13 protein-coding genes are annotated in these 17,982 nt (G+C 44.9%); all 13 read left to right on the top strand.

All coding sequences use genetic code 11. The features are described from left to right. Window positions 1-21 precede the first annotated feature (21 nt). The 13 genes from AC1DE7_RS18395 (at window position 22) to AC1DE7_RS18335 (ending at window position 17,910) form a co-directional block, all read left to right on the top strand. Window positions 22-1,005, top strand: a complete 984-nt coding sequence (locus AC1DE7_RS18395; RefSeq protein WP_127546607.1) for an ABC transporter permease — start codon at window positions 22-24, stop codon at window positions 1,003-1,005. A 15-nt stretch (window positions 1,006-1,020) separates the two neighbouring features. Continuing rightward, window positions 1,021-1,923: a carbohydrate ABC transporter permease gene (locus AC1DE7_RS18390; RefSeq protein WP_127546605.1), complete on the top strand. Its 903-nt coding sequence runs from the start codon at window positions 1,021-1,023 to the stop codon at window positions 1,921-1,923. Between the two features lie 186 nt (window positions 1,924-2,109). Beyond that, complete coding sequence (locus AC1DE7_RS18385) at window positions 2,110-3,798, top strand: ABC transporter substrate-binding protein (RefSeq protein ID WP_282320204.1); 1,689 nt, start codon at window positions 2,110-2,112, stop codon at window positions 3,796-3,798. 376 nt (window positions 3,799-4,174) lie between these two features. Beyond that, complete coding sequence (locus AC1DE7_RS18380; RefSeq protein ID WP_340984230.1) at window positions 4,175-5,878, top strand: ABC transporter substrate-binding protein; 1,704 nt, start codon at window positions 4,175-4,177, stop codon at window positions 5,876-5,878. 321 nt (window positions 5,879-6,199) lie between these two features. Further along, a complete protein-coding gene (locus tag AC1DE7_RS18375) occupies window positions 6,200-7,897 on the top strand; it encodes an ABC transporter substrate-binding protein (RefSeq protein ID WP_373865015.1) in 1,698 nt (565 codons plus the stop codon). A 190-nt stretch (window positions 7,898-8,087) separates the two neighbouring features. Next, on the top strand, window positions 8,088-10,469 hold the full coding sequence (locus tag AC1DE7_RS18370) for a glycoside hydrolase family 95 protein (RefSeq protein ID WP_477534930.1): 2,382 nt from the start codon (window positions 8,088-8,090) through the stop codon (window positions 10,467-10,469). Between the two features lie 16 nt (window positions 10,470-10,485). Continuing rightward, entirely contained in the window at window positions 10,486-11,847 is a 1,362-nt protein-coding gene (locus AC1DE7_RS18365) for a GH1 family beta-glucosidase (protein ID WP_127546597.1), read from the top strand. 360 nt (window positions 11,848-12,207) lie between these two features. Next, window positions 12,208-12,471, top strand: coding sequence for a hypothetical protein (locus tag AC1DE7_RS18360; protein ID WP_036606904.1), 264 nt, complete (start codon window positions 12,208-12,210; stop codon window positions 12,469-12,471). Between the two features lie 318 nt (window positions 12,472-12,789). Beyond that, window positions 12,790-13,764: a ubiquinol oxidase subunit II gene (cyoA, locus tag AC1DE7_RS18355; protein WP_076253565.1), complete on the top strand. Its 975-nt coding sequence runs from the start codon at window positions 12,790-12,792 to the stop codon at window positions 13,762-13,764. A 21-nt stretch (window positions 13,765-13,785) separates the two neighbouring features. Then, on the top strand, window positions 13,786-15,756 hold the full coding sequence (locus tag AC1DE7_RS18350; protein WP_405157955.1) for a cbb3-type cytochrome c oxidase subunit I: 1,971 nt from the start codon (window positions 13,786-13,788) through the stop codon (window positions 15,754-15,756). Further along, window positions 15,757-16,377 (top strand): cytochrome o ubiquinol oxidase subunit III, encoded by a 621-nt coding sequence (gene cyoC / locus AC1DE7_RS18345; RefSeq protein ID WP_036606911.1) that lies wholly within the window; start codon window positions 15,757-15,759, stop codon window positions 16,375-16,377. Continuing rightward, window positions 16,378-16,707: a cytochrome o ubiquinol oxidase subunit IV gene (gene cyoD / locus AC1DE7_RS18340; protein ID WP_017692224.1), complete on the top strand. Its 330-nt coding sequence runs from the start codon at window positions 16,378-16,380 to the stop codon at window positions 16,705-16,707. It begins immediately after the preceding gene. Window positions 16,708-16,926: 219 nt separating this feature from the next. Further along, on the top strand, window positions 16,927-17,910 hold the full coding sequence (locus tag AC1DE7_RS18335; protein ID WP_127546593.1) for a zinc-dependent alcohol dehydrogenase family protein: 984 nt from the start codon (window positions 16,927-16,929) through the stop codon (window positions 17,908-17,910). Window positions 17,911-17,982 lie beyond the last annotated feature (72 nt).

The raw sequence follows: 17,982 nt of genomic DNA, 5'->3' as shown, positions 1-17,982 counted from the left end.
AACAGAGGAGGGGGAACGGAGATGGAAACGCTAACAAAAAAATCCGCTTCCGCGAACAGAAGCAGTGACCCCAAACCGCCTTTAAAGAATCGGCGGAACGGAATTTGGGACAGAATGAAACAGCAGAAATATCTCTATCTCATGTCATTGCCATTCGTAGCTTGGGTTTTCGTATTTAACTATCTGCCACTATGGGGATGGACGATGGCTTTCCAAAATTATAAACCTGCCAGATCATTTGGTGATCAAGAGTGGGTTGGTTTTAAACACTTTGTAGAGCTTTTCAGTGATGATCGTTTCTATCTGGTACTTCGTAATACGCTTGCAATGAGCTTGATGGGACTAGTTGTCGGTTTTATCGTACCGATATTCTTCGCTATTCTCCTGAATGAAATGAGAGGCATGTTCTTCAAACGTGCCGTGCAAACGGTATCATATCTGCCTCACTTTGTATCCTGGGTTGTTGTAGCCGGGATCATTACGAAGATGCTCTCCACCGATGGAGGGATTATCAATGATCTATTGGTAGGACTGAACATTATCGATCAACCGATCCAATTCATGGCCAAGGGGAACTTGTTCTGGTACATTGTAACCGCTTCAGATATGTGGAAGGAAACCGGTTGGAATGCCATCATCTATCTGGCGGCGATTACAGGTATCGACAATGAGCTGTATGAAGCTTCCCGTGTAGATGGAGCCAACCGCTGGAGACAGATGTGGCATATTACGCTGCCTGGCATACGGACCACGATTTCTGTACTTTTCATCATGTCGATTGGACATCTTATCAGTATCGGTTTCGAGAAGCAATTTTTGCTACAAAACAGTCTGGTCACAGACTACTCGGAAGTACTTGATCTATACGCGCTCAATTATGGTTTGAATATGGGACGATTCTCGTATGGTACAGCCATAGGTATATTCAACTCCGTTGTCAGTATCATCCTTCTGTTTACTGCGAACGGCTTGTTCAAAAAATTCACAAAAGAAAGCATCATGTAGGGAGGGGACGACATTATGGCGAACAAAGCATTCAATGCTACTCGGGGCGATAAACTGTTCGATATATTCAACATCCTCGCGATGACCATGGTGCTGGTTGTAACACTTTATCCATTCCTTAACGTACTAGCCATCTCACTCAATAACTCGACAGATACAGTACGTGGCGGAATTTACTTGTGGCCTCGCGAATTCACATTACAGAACTACAAAACGATTTTCCAATATGATGGATTGTTACAAGGTTTGCAGATATCCATTCTGCGTACACTTGTAGGTACCGTGCTCGGATTGATCAGTTCATCTATGATCGCCTTTACACTGAGCAGACCTGACTTTGGACTTAGAAAATTTGTATCCACAACACTCGCACTCACGATGTATTTCTCCGGTGGTCTGATTCCGGTATACATCCTGATGCGTGACTTGGACCTGATCGGTACATTCTGGGTATATGTATTGCCTGGCATGATCAGTGCATTTAACGTGTTTATCATCCGTTCATTCATTGATGGCCTGCCATACTCATTGCAGGAATCCGCGAAGCTGGATGGAGCGAATGACTTTACAATCTATTACAGAATCATCTTGCCACTGTGTAAACCAGTGCTTGCTACCATCGCATTGTTCCTGGCTGTAGGTCAATGGAATGCGTGGTTTGATACGTACCTGTATAATGGTTCAAAGGCACATCTGACCACGCTCCAATATGAGCTGATGAAAGTATTGCAAAGTACACAGCAGGGCTCAGGTGCTGGACGAAATGCCAATGATATGGCGCAGCAAATGACACAGATTTCACCGGAATCGATCAAAATGGCGATTACGATCGTTGTGACGGTTCCAATCCTCATTGTATATCCATTCCTTCAGAAGTACTTTGTTGGTGGTATGACACTGGGCGCAGTAAAAGGTTAAACAATAGGGTACAGGCTGCCACATAGAGCGGCCGTACATCTACAAATGAAGCATCAGGATACCCGAAGCGCAGCCATTTGGTCTGCGCTTCACCGTATAGGGCTGCGGTGTGGTATTCATGAAGCTATAGACAGGGACAAAAAAGTCCCGGACAAACAGACATATGAAACAGGGAGGATTACCATTATGGCAAGTTCCAAAATGAAGATTGCACTGGCACCAGTGCTTGCAATGTCTTTACTCGCAGGTTGCGGTGGAGGAAGCGGCAGTGATACGTCGTTCAAGGATACAAGCGCAGAGACAACTCCACTTACTTTTGATTTCTTCAGCGTTGACCCCAGTCCGAACTGGAATGGCATGAAGGATGAAGTAGGTAAAGTCCTTACGGAAAAAACAGGGATAACCCTTAACGGTGAATTTGCCGTTAGTGGTGGTCAAGATAAAATATCCTTAATGGCGGCGAGCGGAGACTATCCGGATATTGTCTCCCCCAAAGGAGAACTCAGCAAACTGGTGGATGCCGGAGCAATGCTCGATCTGACAGATCTGATCGACCAATATGCTCCCAATCTGAAGAAGCTGTATGGTAATTACATGGACCGGTTGAAATACAGTAATGAAGATCAGGCTATTTATGTGCTGCCAACGTATTATGCGGTAGACCAAAAGTACTTTGATGCAGGTGGTGGATTTGGCATTCAGCACCGTGTACTGAAAGAACTCGGATATCCGGAAGTACGTACACTTCAGGATTACGAGAATGTATTGAAGGCGTACAAAGAAAAACACCCAACAATTGATGGTCAGCCAACCATCCCGTTAACACTGGACGCGGATGATTGGAGAATCATGATTACCGTAACGAACCCAGCCTTCCAGGCAACAGGAGCTCCGGATGATGGTGAATACTACATCGATCCAGAGACGTATGAAGCAAGTCTGCATTACAAACGTCCAGAGGAAAAAGAATACTTCCGCTGGTTGAACCATATGTACAACACTGGATTGCTGGATCAGGACAGCTTTATCCAGAAAACAGACCAATACAAATCCAAAATTGCAAGTGGACGTGTTCTGGGTGTCATTGACCAGGATTGGGGATATTCCGATGCAGAAAATGCATTGAAATCCGCTGGTAAGACTGAAGCAACGTATTCACACTTTCCAGTAACCCTGTCCGAGGATATCAAGGATCATGCCTACCAAGACCCTGGTTTTGTATCCGGTTGGGGTGTAGGGATTACAACATCGAATCCTGACCCGGTTCGTACGATCAAATTCTTCGATTACCTGGCTTCTGAAGAAGGGCAAGTGCTGATGAACTGGGGAATTGAGGGCAAACAGTATGAAGTGCAGGACGGCAAACGTGTCATTCCTGCCGACATTCTGGATCAGAAAACCAATAATGCAGCCGTATTCCAGAAAGAAACGGGTATTGGACTGTACACCAATATGTCCGGTCACTATGGAGACGGTGTGAAGGATTCAACGGATAACTACTACACTACGAATTTCCCTGAACAGATCGTGGCAGCATATTCCGATGCAGAGAAAGAAACACTCAAAGCTTACGGTGCTACGACGTGGAAAGATCTGTTCCCGAGTGAAGATGAATTCCCAATCAAACCATGGGGAGCAGCATACAATCTGCCAACACCAGGTGACTCCAACTACAACGTCATCTTCAAGAAAACACAGGATATCATTCGGAAACGTATCCCGGAAGCCATTCTGAGTACTCCTGAACAGTTCGATGCGATCTATGACGGCATGATTGCAGAAGTGAACCAAGCAGGAGCAGAGGATATGGAGAAACAATATACAGAACTCGTTCAAAACCGTGTTCAATTGTGGAGCGGTGAAGAGGCTAAATAAACGATTAGCAATTCAGATCTAAAACGAAAAAGAACCCAGAATATTTGGGTTCTTTTTTTATATAAAACGTTTTCTAAAAAACGTTTTCAATTTTATAAATTCACTATTGACAAGGGATATAGGAGCGATTATTATTCAAGTATGAAAGCACTTACATTTGCTTGTACAACACGTGGCATACACCTGAATCTCAAAGTAAACATTTGCAGAATGAAGAGGAAATAAGGAAAGAAGAACATTTTTTTATTTTTTAAGAAAACGCTTCTAATGTTATAAAAACAAGAAAATTACATTTGTTTCATCTGGTCACGGTATGTGCAGGTCAGCCTGTTATACAAATATACAGCTTCATTAATATCCATAAGGGGGATTACACATGAAGGGCAAAACACCAAAAACATTCGCAATGCTTCTGTTAGCCAGTGCTCTTGCAATTACAGCAGGATGCAGCGGCAGTGGAGGAGGAACTAACGCTTCAGAGAAACCGGTTGATTCCGGAGATACAACCAGTCCAGTGACCTTTACATTCTTTGGTGCAGACGCGAGTCCGAACTGGAATAACATGAAGGATGCTGTCGGTCAAGAAATTACTAAGGCAACGGGAGTTACAATTGAAGCTGAGTATGATGTGAATAATGGCGGTGACCAAAAGATTCCTTTGATGGCTGCCAGTGGTGATTACCCTGATATTATCTATCCTAAAGGCAACTTGTCTAAGCTTGTGGATGCAGGCGCGATGCTGGACCTGACCGATCTAATTGAGGAGCATGCTCCCAACTTGAAAAAAATCTATGGTGATCAGATGAACCGTCTGAAATACAGTTTGGAAGATCAAGCCATTTACACGATCCCGACCAACATGGGTGTAGATAACGTTTCATTTGACGCTACGGGCGGATTCGAAATTCAACAAAGAGTATTGAAAGAGCTTGGCTACCCTGAAGTAAAAACGCTTGAGGACTACGAGAACGTACTGAGAACGTATTATGAAAAACATCCAACGATTGATGGTCAACCGACGATTCCGTTAACATTGAATGCAGATGACTGGAAAATTATGATTACGGTAACGAACCCTGCATTCCAAGCTACGGGTGGACCGGATGACGGTGAGTATTATATCAACCCTGAGACGTATGAAGCCGTTCTACACTACAAACGTCCTGAAGAAAAAGAATATTTCCGTTGGTTGAACAAAATGTACAATGAGGGTCTGCTTGATAAAGATACATTTGTTCAAAAGGATGACCAATACAAATCCAAAATTGCCAGTGGCCGTGTACTTGGTCTAATTGACCAAGAGTGGAACTATGGTGAGGCGGAAAATGCTTTGAAATCATCTAACGGTGGCGACAAAACATATGCCCACTTCTCCGTATCCCTGAACAAGGATATTGTGGATCATACGTTCCAACCGACAGGATTTGACGGTTATGGTATCGGAATCACAACTTCGGCCAAAGATCCGGTACGTATCATCAAATTCATGGATTGGCTTGCTTCCGAGGAAGGTCAGGTCCTGAGAAACTGGGGTGTTGAAGGCCAACATTACCAAGTAGAGAATGGTAAACGCATCATTCCGGATGACGTACAAGATCGCAAAACCAATGATAACTCTGCTTTTACCAAAGAATCAGGCGTAGGCATGTATAACGTATTTAGCGCCAGATACGGTGATGGTGTGAAAGATGCCACAGATAACTATTACACAACGAATTTCCCTGAACAGATTCAAGCAGGTTACACTGCCGCTGAGAAGGAAACGTTGAAAGCATACGGTATTACAACATGGAAAGATTTCTATCCTTCCGAAGATGATCTGAAGCTGAAAGATTGGGGCGCAGCATACAACATGCCTGTACCATCTGACACGGATTACAACGTAACGTTCCAGAAAACACAGGATATCGTACGTAAACGTATTCCAGAAGCGATCCTTGCCAAACCTGAGAACTTCGACAGCGTATATGATAGTCTTCTGGCTGAACTCGATAAAGCGGGTGCAGTGGAGATGGAGAAACAATACACGGTTTGGATCAAAGAACGTGTAGCTCTCTGGACTGGAAAAGATGTGAAATAAGCTTGAAAACCAAGCATTAAAGTTAAGGATTTTCATAGCAAAAAAAGCCCTTTCTCAAGGGCTTTTTTTATTGTTGACGTGAGGTGATGGATAGCCTATAATCTATCATGTAAGCACTTTCAGTAAGCGGTTTATCTCATTTCCGAAAACGTTTTACGTTTGTTAGAAGAAGAATCTTTCTTTTTGCAGAATCGAAACGTCAGCTTTAGTGAACACGTCGGAATGAACGATACCGAAAGCGCATTCAAAAAAAGTGGTATCCTCAGGCATAAAGCCTGTTATACAGATAAAACCTTCATAAATAATAGGGGGAACTAGACAATGAGAGGCAAAATGAAAGGCAATACACCCAAGACGTTTGCAATGTTGATGCTCGCAAGTGCAATGTTGGTTACAGCTGGTTGTGGGAATTCGGGAACCAAAGAGACTACAGAGTCCAGCGGTACCGAACCAATTACAGTTACGTTCTTCGGGGGGGATGCTAGTCCGACCTGGAACAAGATGCAAGATGCTGTTGGTAAAAAGATTACGGAACAAACAGGCGTGACAATTGAAGCTGAATATGATGTAAACGATGGTGGTAACCAGAAGATTGCACTGATGGCTGCCAGTGGTGACTTTCCTGATATGATCTACCCTAAAGGTAACTTATCTAAGCTTGTGGATGCAGGCGCGATGCTGGATCTCACGGATCTGATTGAGGAGCATGCTCCCAATCTGAAAAAAATCTATGGGGAACAGATGAACCGTTTGAAATACAGTTTGGAAGATCAAGCGATCTATACCATTCCAACCAATATGGGTGTTGATAATGTTACGTTTGACGCTACAGGTGGATTTGAAATTCAGCAAAGAGTATTGAAAGAGCTCGGATATCCTGAAGTGAAGACACTTGAGGATTACGAGAATGTACTTAGAGCCTATTATGAAAAACATCCAACCATTGATGGTCAACCAACCATTCCATTAACATTGAATGCAGATGATTGGAAAATCATGATCACGGTAACGAACCCGGCTTTCCAGGCAACAGGTGCACCGGATGATGGTGAATATTACATTGACCCTGAAACGTATGAAGCCAAATTGCACTATAAACGTCCAGAGGAAAGAGAATATTTCCGCTGGTTGAATAAAATGTACAATGAAGGCCTACTGGACAAAGATGCCTTTGTTCAAAAGGATGACCAATACAAGTCCAAAATTGCCAGTGGCCGTGTCCTCGGTCTGATTGACCAAGAGTGGAACTATCAAGAAGCGGAGAACGCGCTTAAATCATCTGGTAAGGATGATGCCACATACGCTCACTTCTCTGTATCACTTAACGATGAGATTGTGGATCACACGTTCCAACCAGCCGGATTTGACGGTTATGGCATCGGGATTACAACTTCGGCCAAAGATCCAGTGCGTATCATCAAATTCATGGATTGGCTTGCTTCCGATGAAGGACAAGTTCTGAGAAACTGGGGTATCGAAGGTGAACATTACAACGTAGAAGATGGTAAACGCGTGATTCCAGATGACGTACAGGACCGCAAAACGAATGACAACTCCAATTTCAGCAAGGAAACAGGAATTGGGATGTATAACATATTTAGCGCAAGATACGGTGATGGTGTAAAAGATTCTACGGATAACTATTACACAACAAACTTCCCTGAGCAGATTGTAGCTGGTTACACGGCTGCAGAGAAAGAAACGCTGAAAGCTTACGGTATCACGACTTGGAAAGAGTTCTATCCGGCTGAAGAAGATCTGCCAGTTAAGGATTGGGGCGCAGCGTATAACATGTCCGTACCTTCCGGTACAGACTATGAGGTAACGTTCCAGAAAACGCAGGATATCATCCGTAAACGGATTCCGGAAGCTGTTCTGACTACACCAGCAAACTTTGATGCAACCTATGATGCTTTACTGGCTGATTTGGACAAAGCGGGTGCAGTTGAAATGGAGAAACAATTTACGGTTTGGGTTAAGGAACGTGTCTCTCTGTGGACAGGAAAAGACGTAAAATAATATGGATTGTCTGTGATCCATGGTTACACAAGGAAAGGGCCCTATACGGGGCCTTTTTTTTGTGGAATGATGTGATGATTTGCATTGACGCAAATTTTGAAATCACATATAATTTTATTATTGTAAGCACTTACCGAAAACGTTTTATAACATAAGAAATATACAGCTTATTCAGGAACAGGAGCTAATCATGTCCCAACACAATAACCAACCTAAAATCAATCGTCTATGGTATCAACAACCGGCAAAACGCTGGGAAGAAGCATTGCCCATCGGAAACGGCCGTCTTGGAGGCATGGTGTACGGTGGCGCAGCAGATGAACGAATTCAGCTCAATGAAGATACATTATGGTCAGGGTTTCCACGGGATACGATTCAATACAGCAGTCAGCGGTATTTGAAGCAGACGCGAGAGTTGATCATGTCTGGGCAGTATGGTGAAGCTGAGGATTTGTTGAACCGTGAAATGCTTGGTCGTGATGTGGAGGCTTACCAGCCGATGGGTCATTTTCTATTGCACCATGAGGGTCTGGAAGATCTTTCATATGATGCATTTGAACGGGAGCTTGATCTGGAATCGGGTATTGCAACCTCAACCTACTCATTGGAAGGAACTCAATACGTACGTGAAGTGTATTCAAGTGCTTCGGATGATCTGATGGTCTGCACATTAACTGCTGATCAGAAGGGCGCTGTGAGTGTAAGTGTTACGCTAGACAGTCCCCATCCTTATCGCGTTGAGACTTCGGGAGATGCTCTAACCATGTTCAGTCGGTGCCCAAGTCATGTGGAGTCCAATTACTTCGGAGATCACCCGGAATCCGTTCTCTATGAAGAGGATCGGGGAACGGCTTATGCTGTCCGTCTAGCATTTACGGCATCTGGTGACCAGGTGAAGGTCTCCAATCTGGAAGGCAAGTTACATATTCTGGGTGCTGATCAGGTTGTGTTTTATCTGGCAGCGGCTACCTCCTTTGAGAGTTACGATGTGTTACCTGTGAAGGATCATCTTGTATTGGAAGAGGAATGCAAGGAGATGATCTCCAAAGCGACCACACATGGCGCGGAAGCGCTTCGTGACCGACATATTCAGGATCATAGCGCGTTGTTTAACAGAGTCTCTATTGATTTAGGGGTATCGGCTAACGGCGAATTACCTACAGATGAGCGGCTGCAGGCTTATCAGGCAGGGCAACAAGACCCTGGACTGGAGGCACTTTATTTTCAATATGGAAGATATCTGTTAATGGCTAGTTCGCGTCCGGGCAGCCAGCCTGCCAATCTGCAGGGAATCTGGAATCATCAGGTAGAGCCGCCATGGCACAGTGACTACACGATCAACATCAACACGGAGATGAATTACTGGCCAGCGGAAGTCTGTAATCTCAGTGAATGTCATGAGCCACTGTTTGATATGCTGACCGATCTCAGTGATACAGGACGAAGAACGGCGCGGATTCTGTATGGAGCCCGTGGATGGACTGCCCATCATAACGTGGATATCTGGAGAACCTCTACACCGACAGGTGGAGATGCAAGCTGGGCTTTTTGGCCGATGGGTGGCGTGTGGCTGACCTCGCATCTATGGGAGCATTACCAATTTACCGGGGATCAGCGTTTTCTTGAGGAACGTGCGTATCCCATCATGAAAGAGGCGGCGCTGTTCTGTCTCGATTGGCTGGTGGAAGGGCCCGATGGTTATCTGGTTACGATTCCATCCACTTCACCAGAGAATAAGTTTCTCACAGATGCTGGGGAGGCACGCAGTATATCCATGGCTTCAACGATGGATATGACGTTAATTCGTGAACTGTTCAGCCGCTGTATTGAGGCCTCGAAGCAACTAAATATAGATGAGTCGTTGGCAAGCGAGTGGAGTGAGGCTCTGGAGAAACTCTATCCATTCCGAATTGGAAGCGAAGGACAATTGCTGGAGTGGTTTAAGGATTTTGCCGAATCCGAGCCAGGGCATCGTCACGTCTCCCATCTGTATGGACTGTATCCGGGAGAGCAGATCAATCGAGTGCACACACCAGAACTTGTGGAAGCTGCAAGGGTATCGCTTGAACGTCGTATCTCACAAGGTGGTGGGCATACAGGATGGAGCTGTGCATGGTTGATCAATCTGTATGCACGACTGCTGGATGGCAGCCAGGCACATCAATTTGTGCGCACCTTGCTGGCCCGATCCACACATCCGAATCTGTTTGACGATCATCCGCCGTTCCAGATCGATGGTAACTTTGGAGGCACGGCTGGAATAGCCGAGATGTTGTTGCAGAGTCACTTGAACGAGTTACATTTACTGCCGGCACTGCCTGAACTCTGGACTCAAGGTCGAGTTGAAGGGCTTCGTGCAAGAGGTAGTTATACAGTGGGAATAACATGGGCGGACAACAAGCTTGCGTCAGCAGTCATCAAAGCAGAACGAAGTGACACGCTGACCGTTCGCAGTGCTTATCCGCTGCGTGTGGAAGGAAACGAACAAGCCAAGGCAGAGCTTACGCCTCAGGGCGATTATGTAATTATTTTAACCATGACCGCAGGACAGACGATCCGCGTGTCATTATGAGACGGAGGAGCCAACCATGACGATTTTTAAATTTCCGCAAGATTTTCGCTGGGGAACAGCAACAGCTTCCTATCAAATAGAAGGAGCTGCACAGGAAGGTGGACGCGGGGTATCCATCTGGGATACGTTTGCGCGCACACCTGGCAAGGTATATAACGGAGACAATGGGGATGTCGCATGTGACAGTTACCACCGTTACGAGGAAGACATCGAACTAATGAAGAAACTCGGGATTAATACGTACCGGTTCTCCATTGCGTGGCCGCGTATTATTCCTGACGGAGATGGTGAGATCAATCGGGAAGGTCTGGACTTCTACCACCGCTTCGTGGATGCATTAATCGCAGCTGGAATTGAACCGTTCCTCACACTGTATCACTGGGATCTTCCGCAAACGCTGGAGGATGACGGAGGCTGGGGCAACCGCAGAACTGTGGATGCTTTTGTGAAATATGCGGAAGTGATTTTCAAAGAATTCTCGGGCAAAATCAACTTCTGGCTGACATTCAACGAACCATGGTGTATCGCGTTCCTGTCGAACCTTCTGGGGATTCATGCGCCAGGAAACAAAGACCTGCAAACTTCTATTAATGTGGCACATGGATTACTGGTTGCTCATGGTAAAGCCGTTCAATCTTTCCGTCGCTTGGGAACAACCGGTCAGATTGGTATTGCTCCGAACGTGTGCTGGGCTGAGCCGTACAGCAAATCTCCCGAGGACCAAGCTGCGTGTGACCGATCAATTGCGCTTAATACCGATTGGTTCCTTGATCCAATCTACAAAGGTTCATATCCGCAGTTTATGGTGGATTGGTTTGCAGAAGCGGGGGCTACTGTGCCAATTCAGGAAGGCGATATGGAGATTATCTCGCAACCGATCGATCTGCTCGGCATTAACTATTACACGATGGGGATCAATCGCTTCAATCCGGAGGCAGGTGCTCTGCAATCGGAAGAAGTTGATATGGGCCTCACCAAAACTGATATTGGCTGGCCCGTAGAATCACGTGGTTTGTATGAATTTATGCATTACTTGCAAAAGTACGGCAATGTGGATGTATATATCACAGAGAATGGTGCCTGCATCAATGATGACCTGGAAAACGGAAAAATTAACGATGATCGCCGGATTTCATATTATGAGCAGCATTTGGCTCAAATTCACCGCATCATTAATGACGGCATTAACCTGAAAGGGTACATGGCATGGTCACTGATGGATAATTTCGAGTGGGCAGAAGGCTACCGTATGCGTTTTGGTCTTGTTCATATGGACTATCGTTCACTCGTGAGAACACCGAAGGAGAGTTATTACTGGTATCAGAACGTTATCAAGAATAATTGGTTGGAGACACGGAACGAACATAATCCCCAATAGTTTGGGTGGCAGGTTTCAAGGGTAAAGCAGGTCCTCATTATATATGGTTCCCTTATTAAAGCTGAGAACGACGGTAACATTGGAGTATTCCAATGTGCCGTCTTTTTTTGTGTTTTTACCGTTGGAAAGGAGTAGTTCATAAAGGTTTCATAAGGTCAAGTGCAGTTCCTGTTATGAAGAGACGTTTTTTGGGTTATAAGAAGTATGAAAGAATTTAATAATGTTTTGTCAATGGTCGAAATGAAAATAAAGTGTCCAAATTGCGAATAAAATTTGAACATTTGTTGACTAAAAATCATACTGATGTGGTATATTGGTATAAGGAAAGCACTTACAAAAAGGGAAAAGGAAGTGTTTACTATGGCATCGAAGACAGCAATGGTTAGCCAATTGGAGCGCAAAGACAAAAATATGCGGCGCGCCGTCTTGACGATGACAGTTCTGGCATGGGTCGCACTCATTACGGGAGTGATCATGTGTCTGATCAATCTGAACGAATTTAATGATCGTAATCTTGGCTTGATGGTTGGTATTGGATTCCTTGTAGGTAGTGTGTTTATTTACGTTATTGCCAAAGCGATTGGCCTTGTTCATACACGCCGGGAAGACGAAGGCGCTGATTGATTATAATCCTGCGTTAATTCGTTCATAATAAGACTGGATGAGTTCCCGGAATCCAGTCAATAAAGCCCTTTGCGGATTCGTTGACACTGTTCAACGGGACTGCAAAGGGTTTTATTTTGTGACTTGATGTGTAAAGATTACGAAGTACAAATATCAAGCATGCAAGCGATTTGTGAGAAAAAATTCACACATTTAAGGTGTAAAATCGACAAATTTGTTAACAAGAACAAAAAAGTTGTTCATTTCTGATATCTTTAGTAGGAAGAGAGTAGTATACTGATTTTTCAGTATGAGCGAATTTAAGGAGAGGGGATCAAAATGAACAAGAAACCTAGGTCGCTAATCCGGATTATCATTCCGGTTGTCCTGACGTTGGTTACAATTGCATTGATTGTCTGGCCAATGCTGGCAGGCGGACAGTACGTTGTTCTGGATCCGAAGGGGCCAATTGGCGCTTCGCAGAGAGATTTGATTGTCATCTCGACAATTTTGTGTGCTGTCATTATTGTGCCAGTACTCATTTTGGCTGCCGTAATCGTATGGCGTTACCGTGAGAAACCGGACAACAAAGCAGCATATGAACCTAACTGGGCTCATAGCACCAAAGCGGAGGTTGTATGGTGGACCATTCCAATTATTATTATTGGAATACTTGCAATTGTAACGATTCGTTACACGTATGTTTTGGAACCTTCGAAGCCGTTGGCTCACGAGAAAGCACCAATTACCATCCAAGTGTCTTCACTGGACTGGAAATGGCTGTTTATGTATCCAGAACAAGGAATTGCAACGGTTAATACGTTGAATATTCCGGCAGACCGGCCCGTGAAATTTGAACTCACTGCGGATTCACCGATGAACTCATTCTGGATTCCGCAACTTGGAGGACAGATTTATACGATGTCGGGTATGGCGATGACCTTGTATCTGCAGGCAGATCATGAAGGCAAGTACTGGGGTTCAGGCGCTAACTTCACAGGTGAGCATTTTGGAGAAATGCGTTTTGATGTGAATGCTACATCGGACGAAGATTTTGACAATTGGGTAGCTGAAGTGAAACAGAGTTCTCAGGCGTTGACTACAGAAGGTTACAAAGCACTGGCTGAGCCAGGCACAAGCAACGTTGCTTATTATTCTGCCTTCCCAGAAGGATTGTTCCAAAATATTGTGACCAAGTATGTAGTAGATGGTCAAAGTGCTCACAGTAAGCATGGAACTTCAAAAGAAGCTTCTGGAGCCATTCAAAATGCAACTGATACGTCCAATCAAGACGAGGACGAGAGTGCTAACTAAAGATTCGAAAGGAGGCCCCCAATGTTAGAGGGACTTAAAGAGTTTGCATCGGAGTTTTTCGTAACCGGTGATCCGCTCATTTATGGTGCGATGGTAGCTATCGGAATTACCATGATTACTATTGTAGCGGTGCTAACTTATTTCAAAAAATGGGGCTGGCTCTGGCGTAACTGGTTAACGACTGTCGATCACAAAAAGATCGGTATCATGTATATCATTGCTTCCATTATCATGTTGTTCCGTGGTGGTGTGGATGCGCTAATGATGCGCCTTCAGCTAGCTATGCCTAACAATGAATTTCTGAATCCTGAGCATTATAATCAGGTCTTTACAACTCACGGTACGATCATGATCTTGTTCATGGCGATGCCATTTATGTTTGGTCTATTTAACGTTATCGTGCCATTACAGATCGGAGCAAGGGACGTTGCGTTCCCGTTCCTGAATGCACTGAGCTTCTGGTTATTCTTCCTGGGAGCAATGCTGTTTAACCTGTCATTTGTTATCGGTGGTTCACCGGATGCAGGATGGCTGAGTTATCCGCCTCTATCGGAGCTGTCACACAGTCCGGGGGTAGGACAGAACTTCTATATATGGGGTATACAGATATCGGGTATCGGTTCCTTGGCTACCGGTATCAACTTCCTGGTTACCATCATTAAAATGCGTGCGCCAGGCATGAGATGGATGAAAATGCCGATGTTCACATGGTCGGTATTCTCCACTTGTATCATTATCTTGTTTGCTTTCCCGATCTTGACTGTGACACTTGCATTGTTATTCCTCGACAGGTTTGCCGGGGCGCATTTCTTCACACTTGATCTGGGCGGTAACCCAATGATGTATATCAACTTGATCTGGATGTGGGGTCACCCTGAGGTATACATTGTCGTCTTGCCGGCATTCGGTGTGTTCTCCGAGATTGTAAGTACCTTCTCTCGGAAAAAACTGTTTGGCTACAAATCGATGGTATTCGCGATGTTGATCATCAGCTTCCTGTCCTTCTTCACATGGGCGCATCACTTCTTCACGATGGGTTCCGGAGCAGACGTGAATGCATTCTTCGCCGTAACTACGATGTTGATTGCTATTCCAACAGGGGTTAAGATATTCAACTGGCTGTTTACCATGTATCGAGGAAGGATTCGCATGGCGACTCCGATGATGTGGACACTTGCCTTTATCCCGTGCTTTATTGTCGGGGGTATGACAGGCGTTCTGTTATCCGTTGCTCCTGCTGACTTCCAGTTCCACAACAGTTACTTCCTGATTGCCCACTTCCACCAAGTATTGATCGGTGGAGTTGTCTTCGGATACTTCGCAGGTCTGTACTACTGGTGGCCTAAAATGTTCGGTTTCCAACTCGAAGAGAAACTGGGCAAATGGGCATTCTGGACTTGGAATATTGGTTTCTATGTCTGCTTCATGCCGCAGTACGCTGTCGGTCTAATGGGTATGACACGTCGTCTGAGCACATACGGCTGGGATACTGGCTGGTGGGAACTGAACTTCGTATCCACAATCGGGGCATTCCTGATGGGTGTCGGATTCCTGTTCCAAGTTGCACAAATCGCAGACGGTATTCGCAAATACAAATCACTCAAAGCTTCCGCCGATCCATGGGATGGCCGTACGCTGGAGTGGTCAATTCCTTCACCAGCTCCTGAATACAACTTCGCCGTTACACCGCGCGGAGATGATATTGATGAGTGGTGGGAAGAGAAAGAACGTCGTGCCAAAGGCATCTATCCGGCAGAGCAACCGCTTGAGCCGATTCATATGCCGAAGAACTCTGGAATTCCGTTCATCATGTCTGTCTTCTGGTTCATCGCCGGTTTCGGCTTTGTATTCGGATGGTTGTGGATGGCAATTCTCGGACTCGCTGGCGTAGGGATCTGTATGATCGCCCGTTCATTCTCATATGATACGGATTATTACATTCCGGTCGACGAAATTAAACGTACCGAAGCGTCGTTAAGGGGGTCGGTATAGATGGCTCAAGCAGCCGCTAAGCACGGTGAGAATCATGCACATGGTCACGACCATGGACATCATGATCCACAGGAAATGAAAATTCTCGGTTTCTGGTTCTTCCTGATTTCCGACGTTATCCTGTTCTCCGTATTGTTCGCAACCTTCATTGTGTTGCGTGACAATACGGCGGGCGGACCGATTTTGTCTGAATTGATCAAAATGCCTGGTGTTATTGCCGAAACGTTTATCTTGCTCACAAGTTCATTCACGAGCGGACTAGCCGTACTGGCGATGAATCAAGGCAAAGTAAAACAATTAATCAGTTGGCTGGCAGTTACAGCCGTTCTGGGTGCAAGCTTTATCGCACTGGAAGTATATGAGTTTATTGAGTTGATTCACGAAGGGTTCAGCTTTACAACGAGTGCTGCTTCTGGCGCATTCTTCACCCTTGTGGGAACTCACGGACTTCACGTATCGCTTGGTCTGATCTGGATGATTGGACTTATGTTACAACTGAAAAAACGTGGTATTACTGATGTTACTCGCGGTAAAATCAACGTCATCAGTTTGTACTGGCACTTCTTGGACGTCGTATGGATTTTCCTCCTGTCGATCGTCTATCTCATGGGGGTGATGTAGATGGCAGAGCACAACTCACATGATTCCCACGGCCATGAACAACATGGCTCACTGAAGTCTTATGTCATCGGCTTCATTCTGTCCGTCGTACTGACAATCATTCCACTTGTGGTGGTTTTGAACGACATGATGGGCAAAACAGGAACACTCGTTGTGATTCTTGGTACAGCAGCACTTCAGTTTGTGGTTCAACTCTTCTTCTTCATGCATATCCGTGAAACAGGGAAACCACGCTGGAATGTGATGGCACTTATTTTCGGATTACTGATTATGATGACTATCGTGATTGGTTCGATCTGGATCATGCTTAACAACGCTGTTGCACATTAATTCACATGATGAAGAGCTTCACGACCTTGGAATTCAAGGTTGTGGGGCTCTTTTTTTCGAATCAGAAGTTATCGCATATTTTAATGAAAAAGTTGTATTATATCTTAATAAGTCGTTTATGAAATAATTTACCAGTGATACTATTGTCATACACTCTGGAAATATATTCAATATTTTAGTTAGAGAAATTTTAGAAAAATTATTTTAGGAGATGTACCAATGAAAGCAAGGGTAATCCGTTATTATCGTTTTGGCGAACCAAGTGAAGTGTTATGTATGGAAGAAAAAGATGTGATACCCCCTGGACCCGGTGAATTAGCAGTGAGGATGTATGCTCGGCCTATTAATCCCTCCGATATTATTCCTGTTCGAGGAGCTTACCCGCATCGTACCCGATTACCAGCTGTTCCCGGGTTTGAGGGTATGGGGATAGTAGAAGCAGTAGGATTGGGAGTATCCAATCAAATGTTGGGGCGCCGCGTCTTGCCACTAAAAGGCGAGAATACTTGGCAGGACGTCGTGAAGACTTTGGAGCGACATACAATTATTGTGCCGAATGATATCGATGATCACTCAGCCAGCCAGCTCTATATTAATCCGGTTACGGCTTGGTTGATCTGTACAGAGGTGCTTAAGCTTACGTATGGTGATACCCTGATTGTGAATGCAGGGGGATCTGCAATCGGGCGAATCTTTGCACAGATCTCAAAAATTTATGGATTTAAATTGATTGCGCTTACGAGAGATGATCGTCATACTGCTGAACTGTATCGTCTTGGAGCAGTTTCTGTTATCAATACGACGAAAGAGTTGCTACAGTCTAGAATTACGGAATTAACAGAGGGATACGGTGCTGATGCTGCCGTGGATTGTATTGGAGGGACAGACGGGGAACAATTGGTGAGTTGCCTTAAACCAAATGGGACGGTCATCAGTGTAGGACTGCTTTCGGGGATCACACCGTTATGGCATGAAGTAACCCGGGGAACACAAGTTCATGTGAAACTTTTCTGGTTAAAACATTGGGTGGAACGCTGTTCGCAAGAACGCTGGGAACAGGTATTTCATGAGGTGATGGAGCTGGTCAGAGCAGGGAGACTTGTCATGGCAAACATTGGGGCGACGTATGAACTAACGAATGTACAACAGGCTATTACAGCGGCTGAATCGGGTATCGAGGGGAAGGTTCTCTTAATACAGTAGTACATAAGACTTGGAAAAAAGTCTTAAGCTCATTATCACATAAATTACTTTTTCAAAAATAAAGGTACACAA

This window comes from Paenibacillus sp. 10L310, assembly GCF_056395745.1.
Note: the sequence above shows the minus strand (reverse complement) of the source record. Positions and strands in the feature narration are given on the sequence as shown.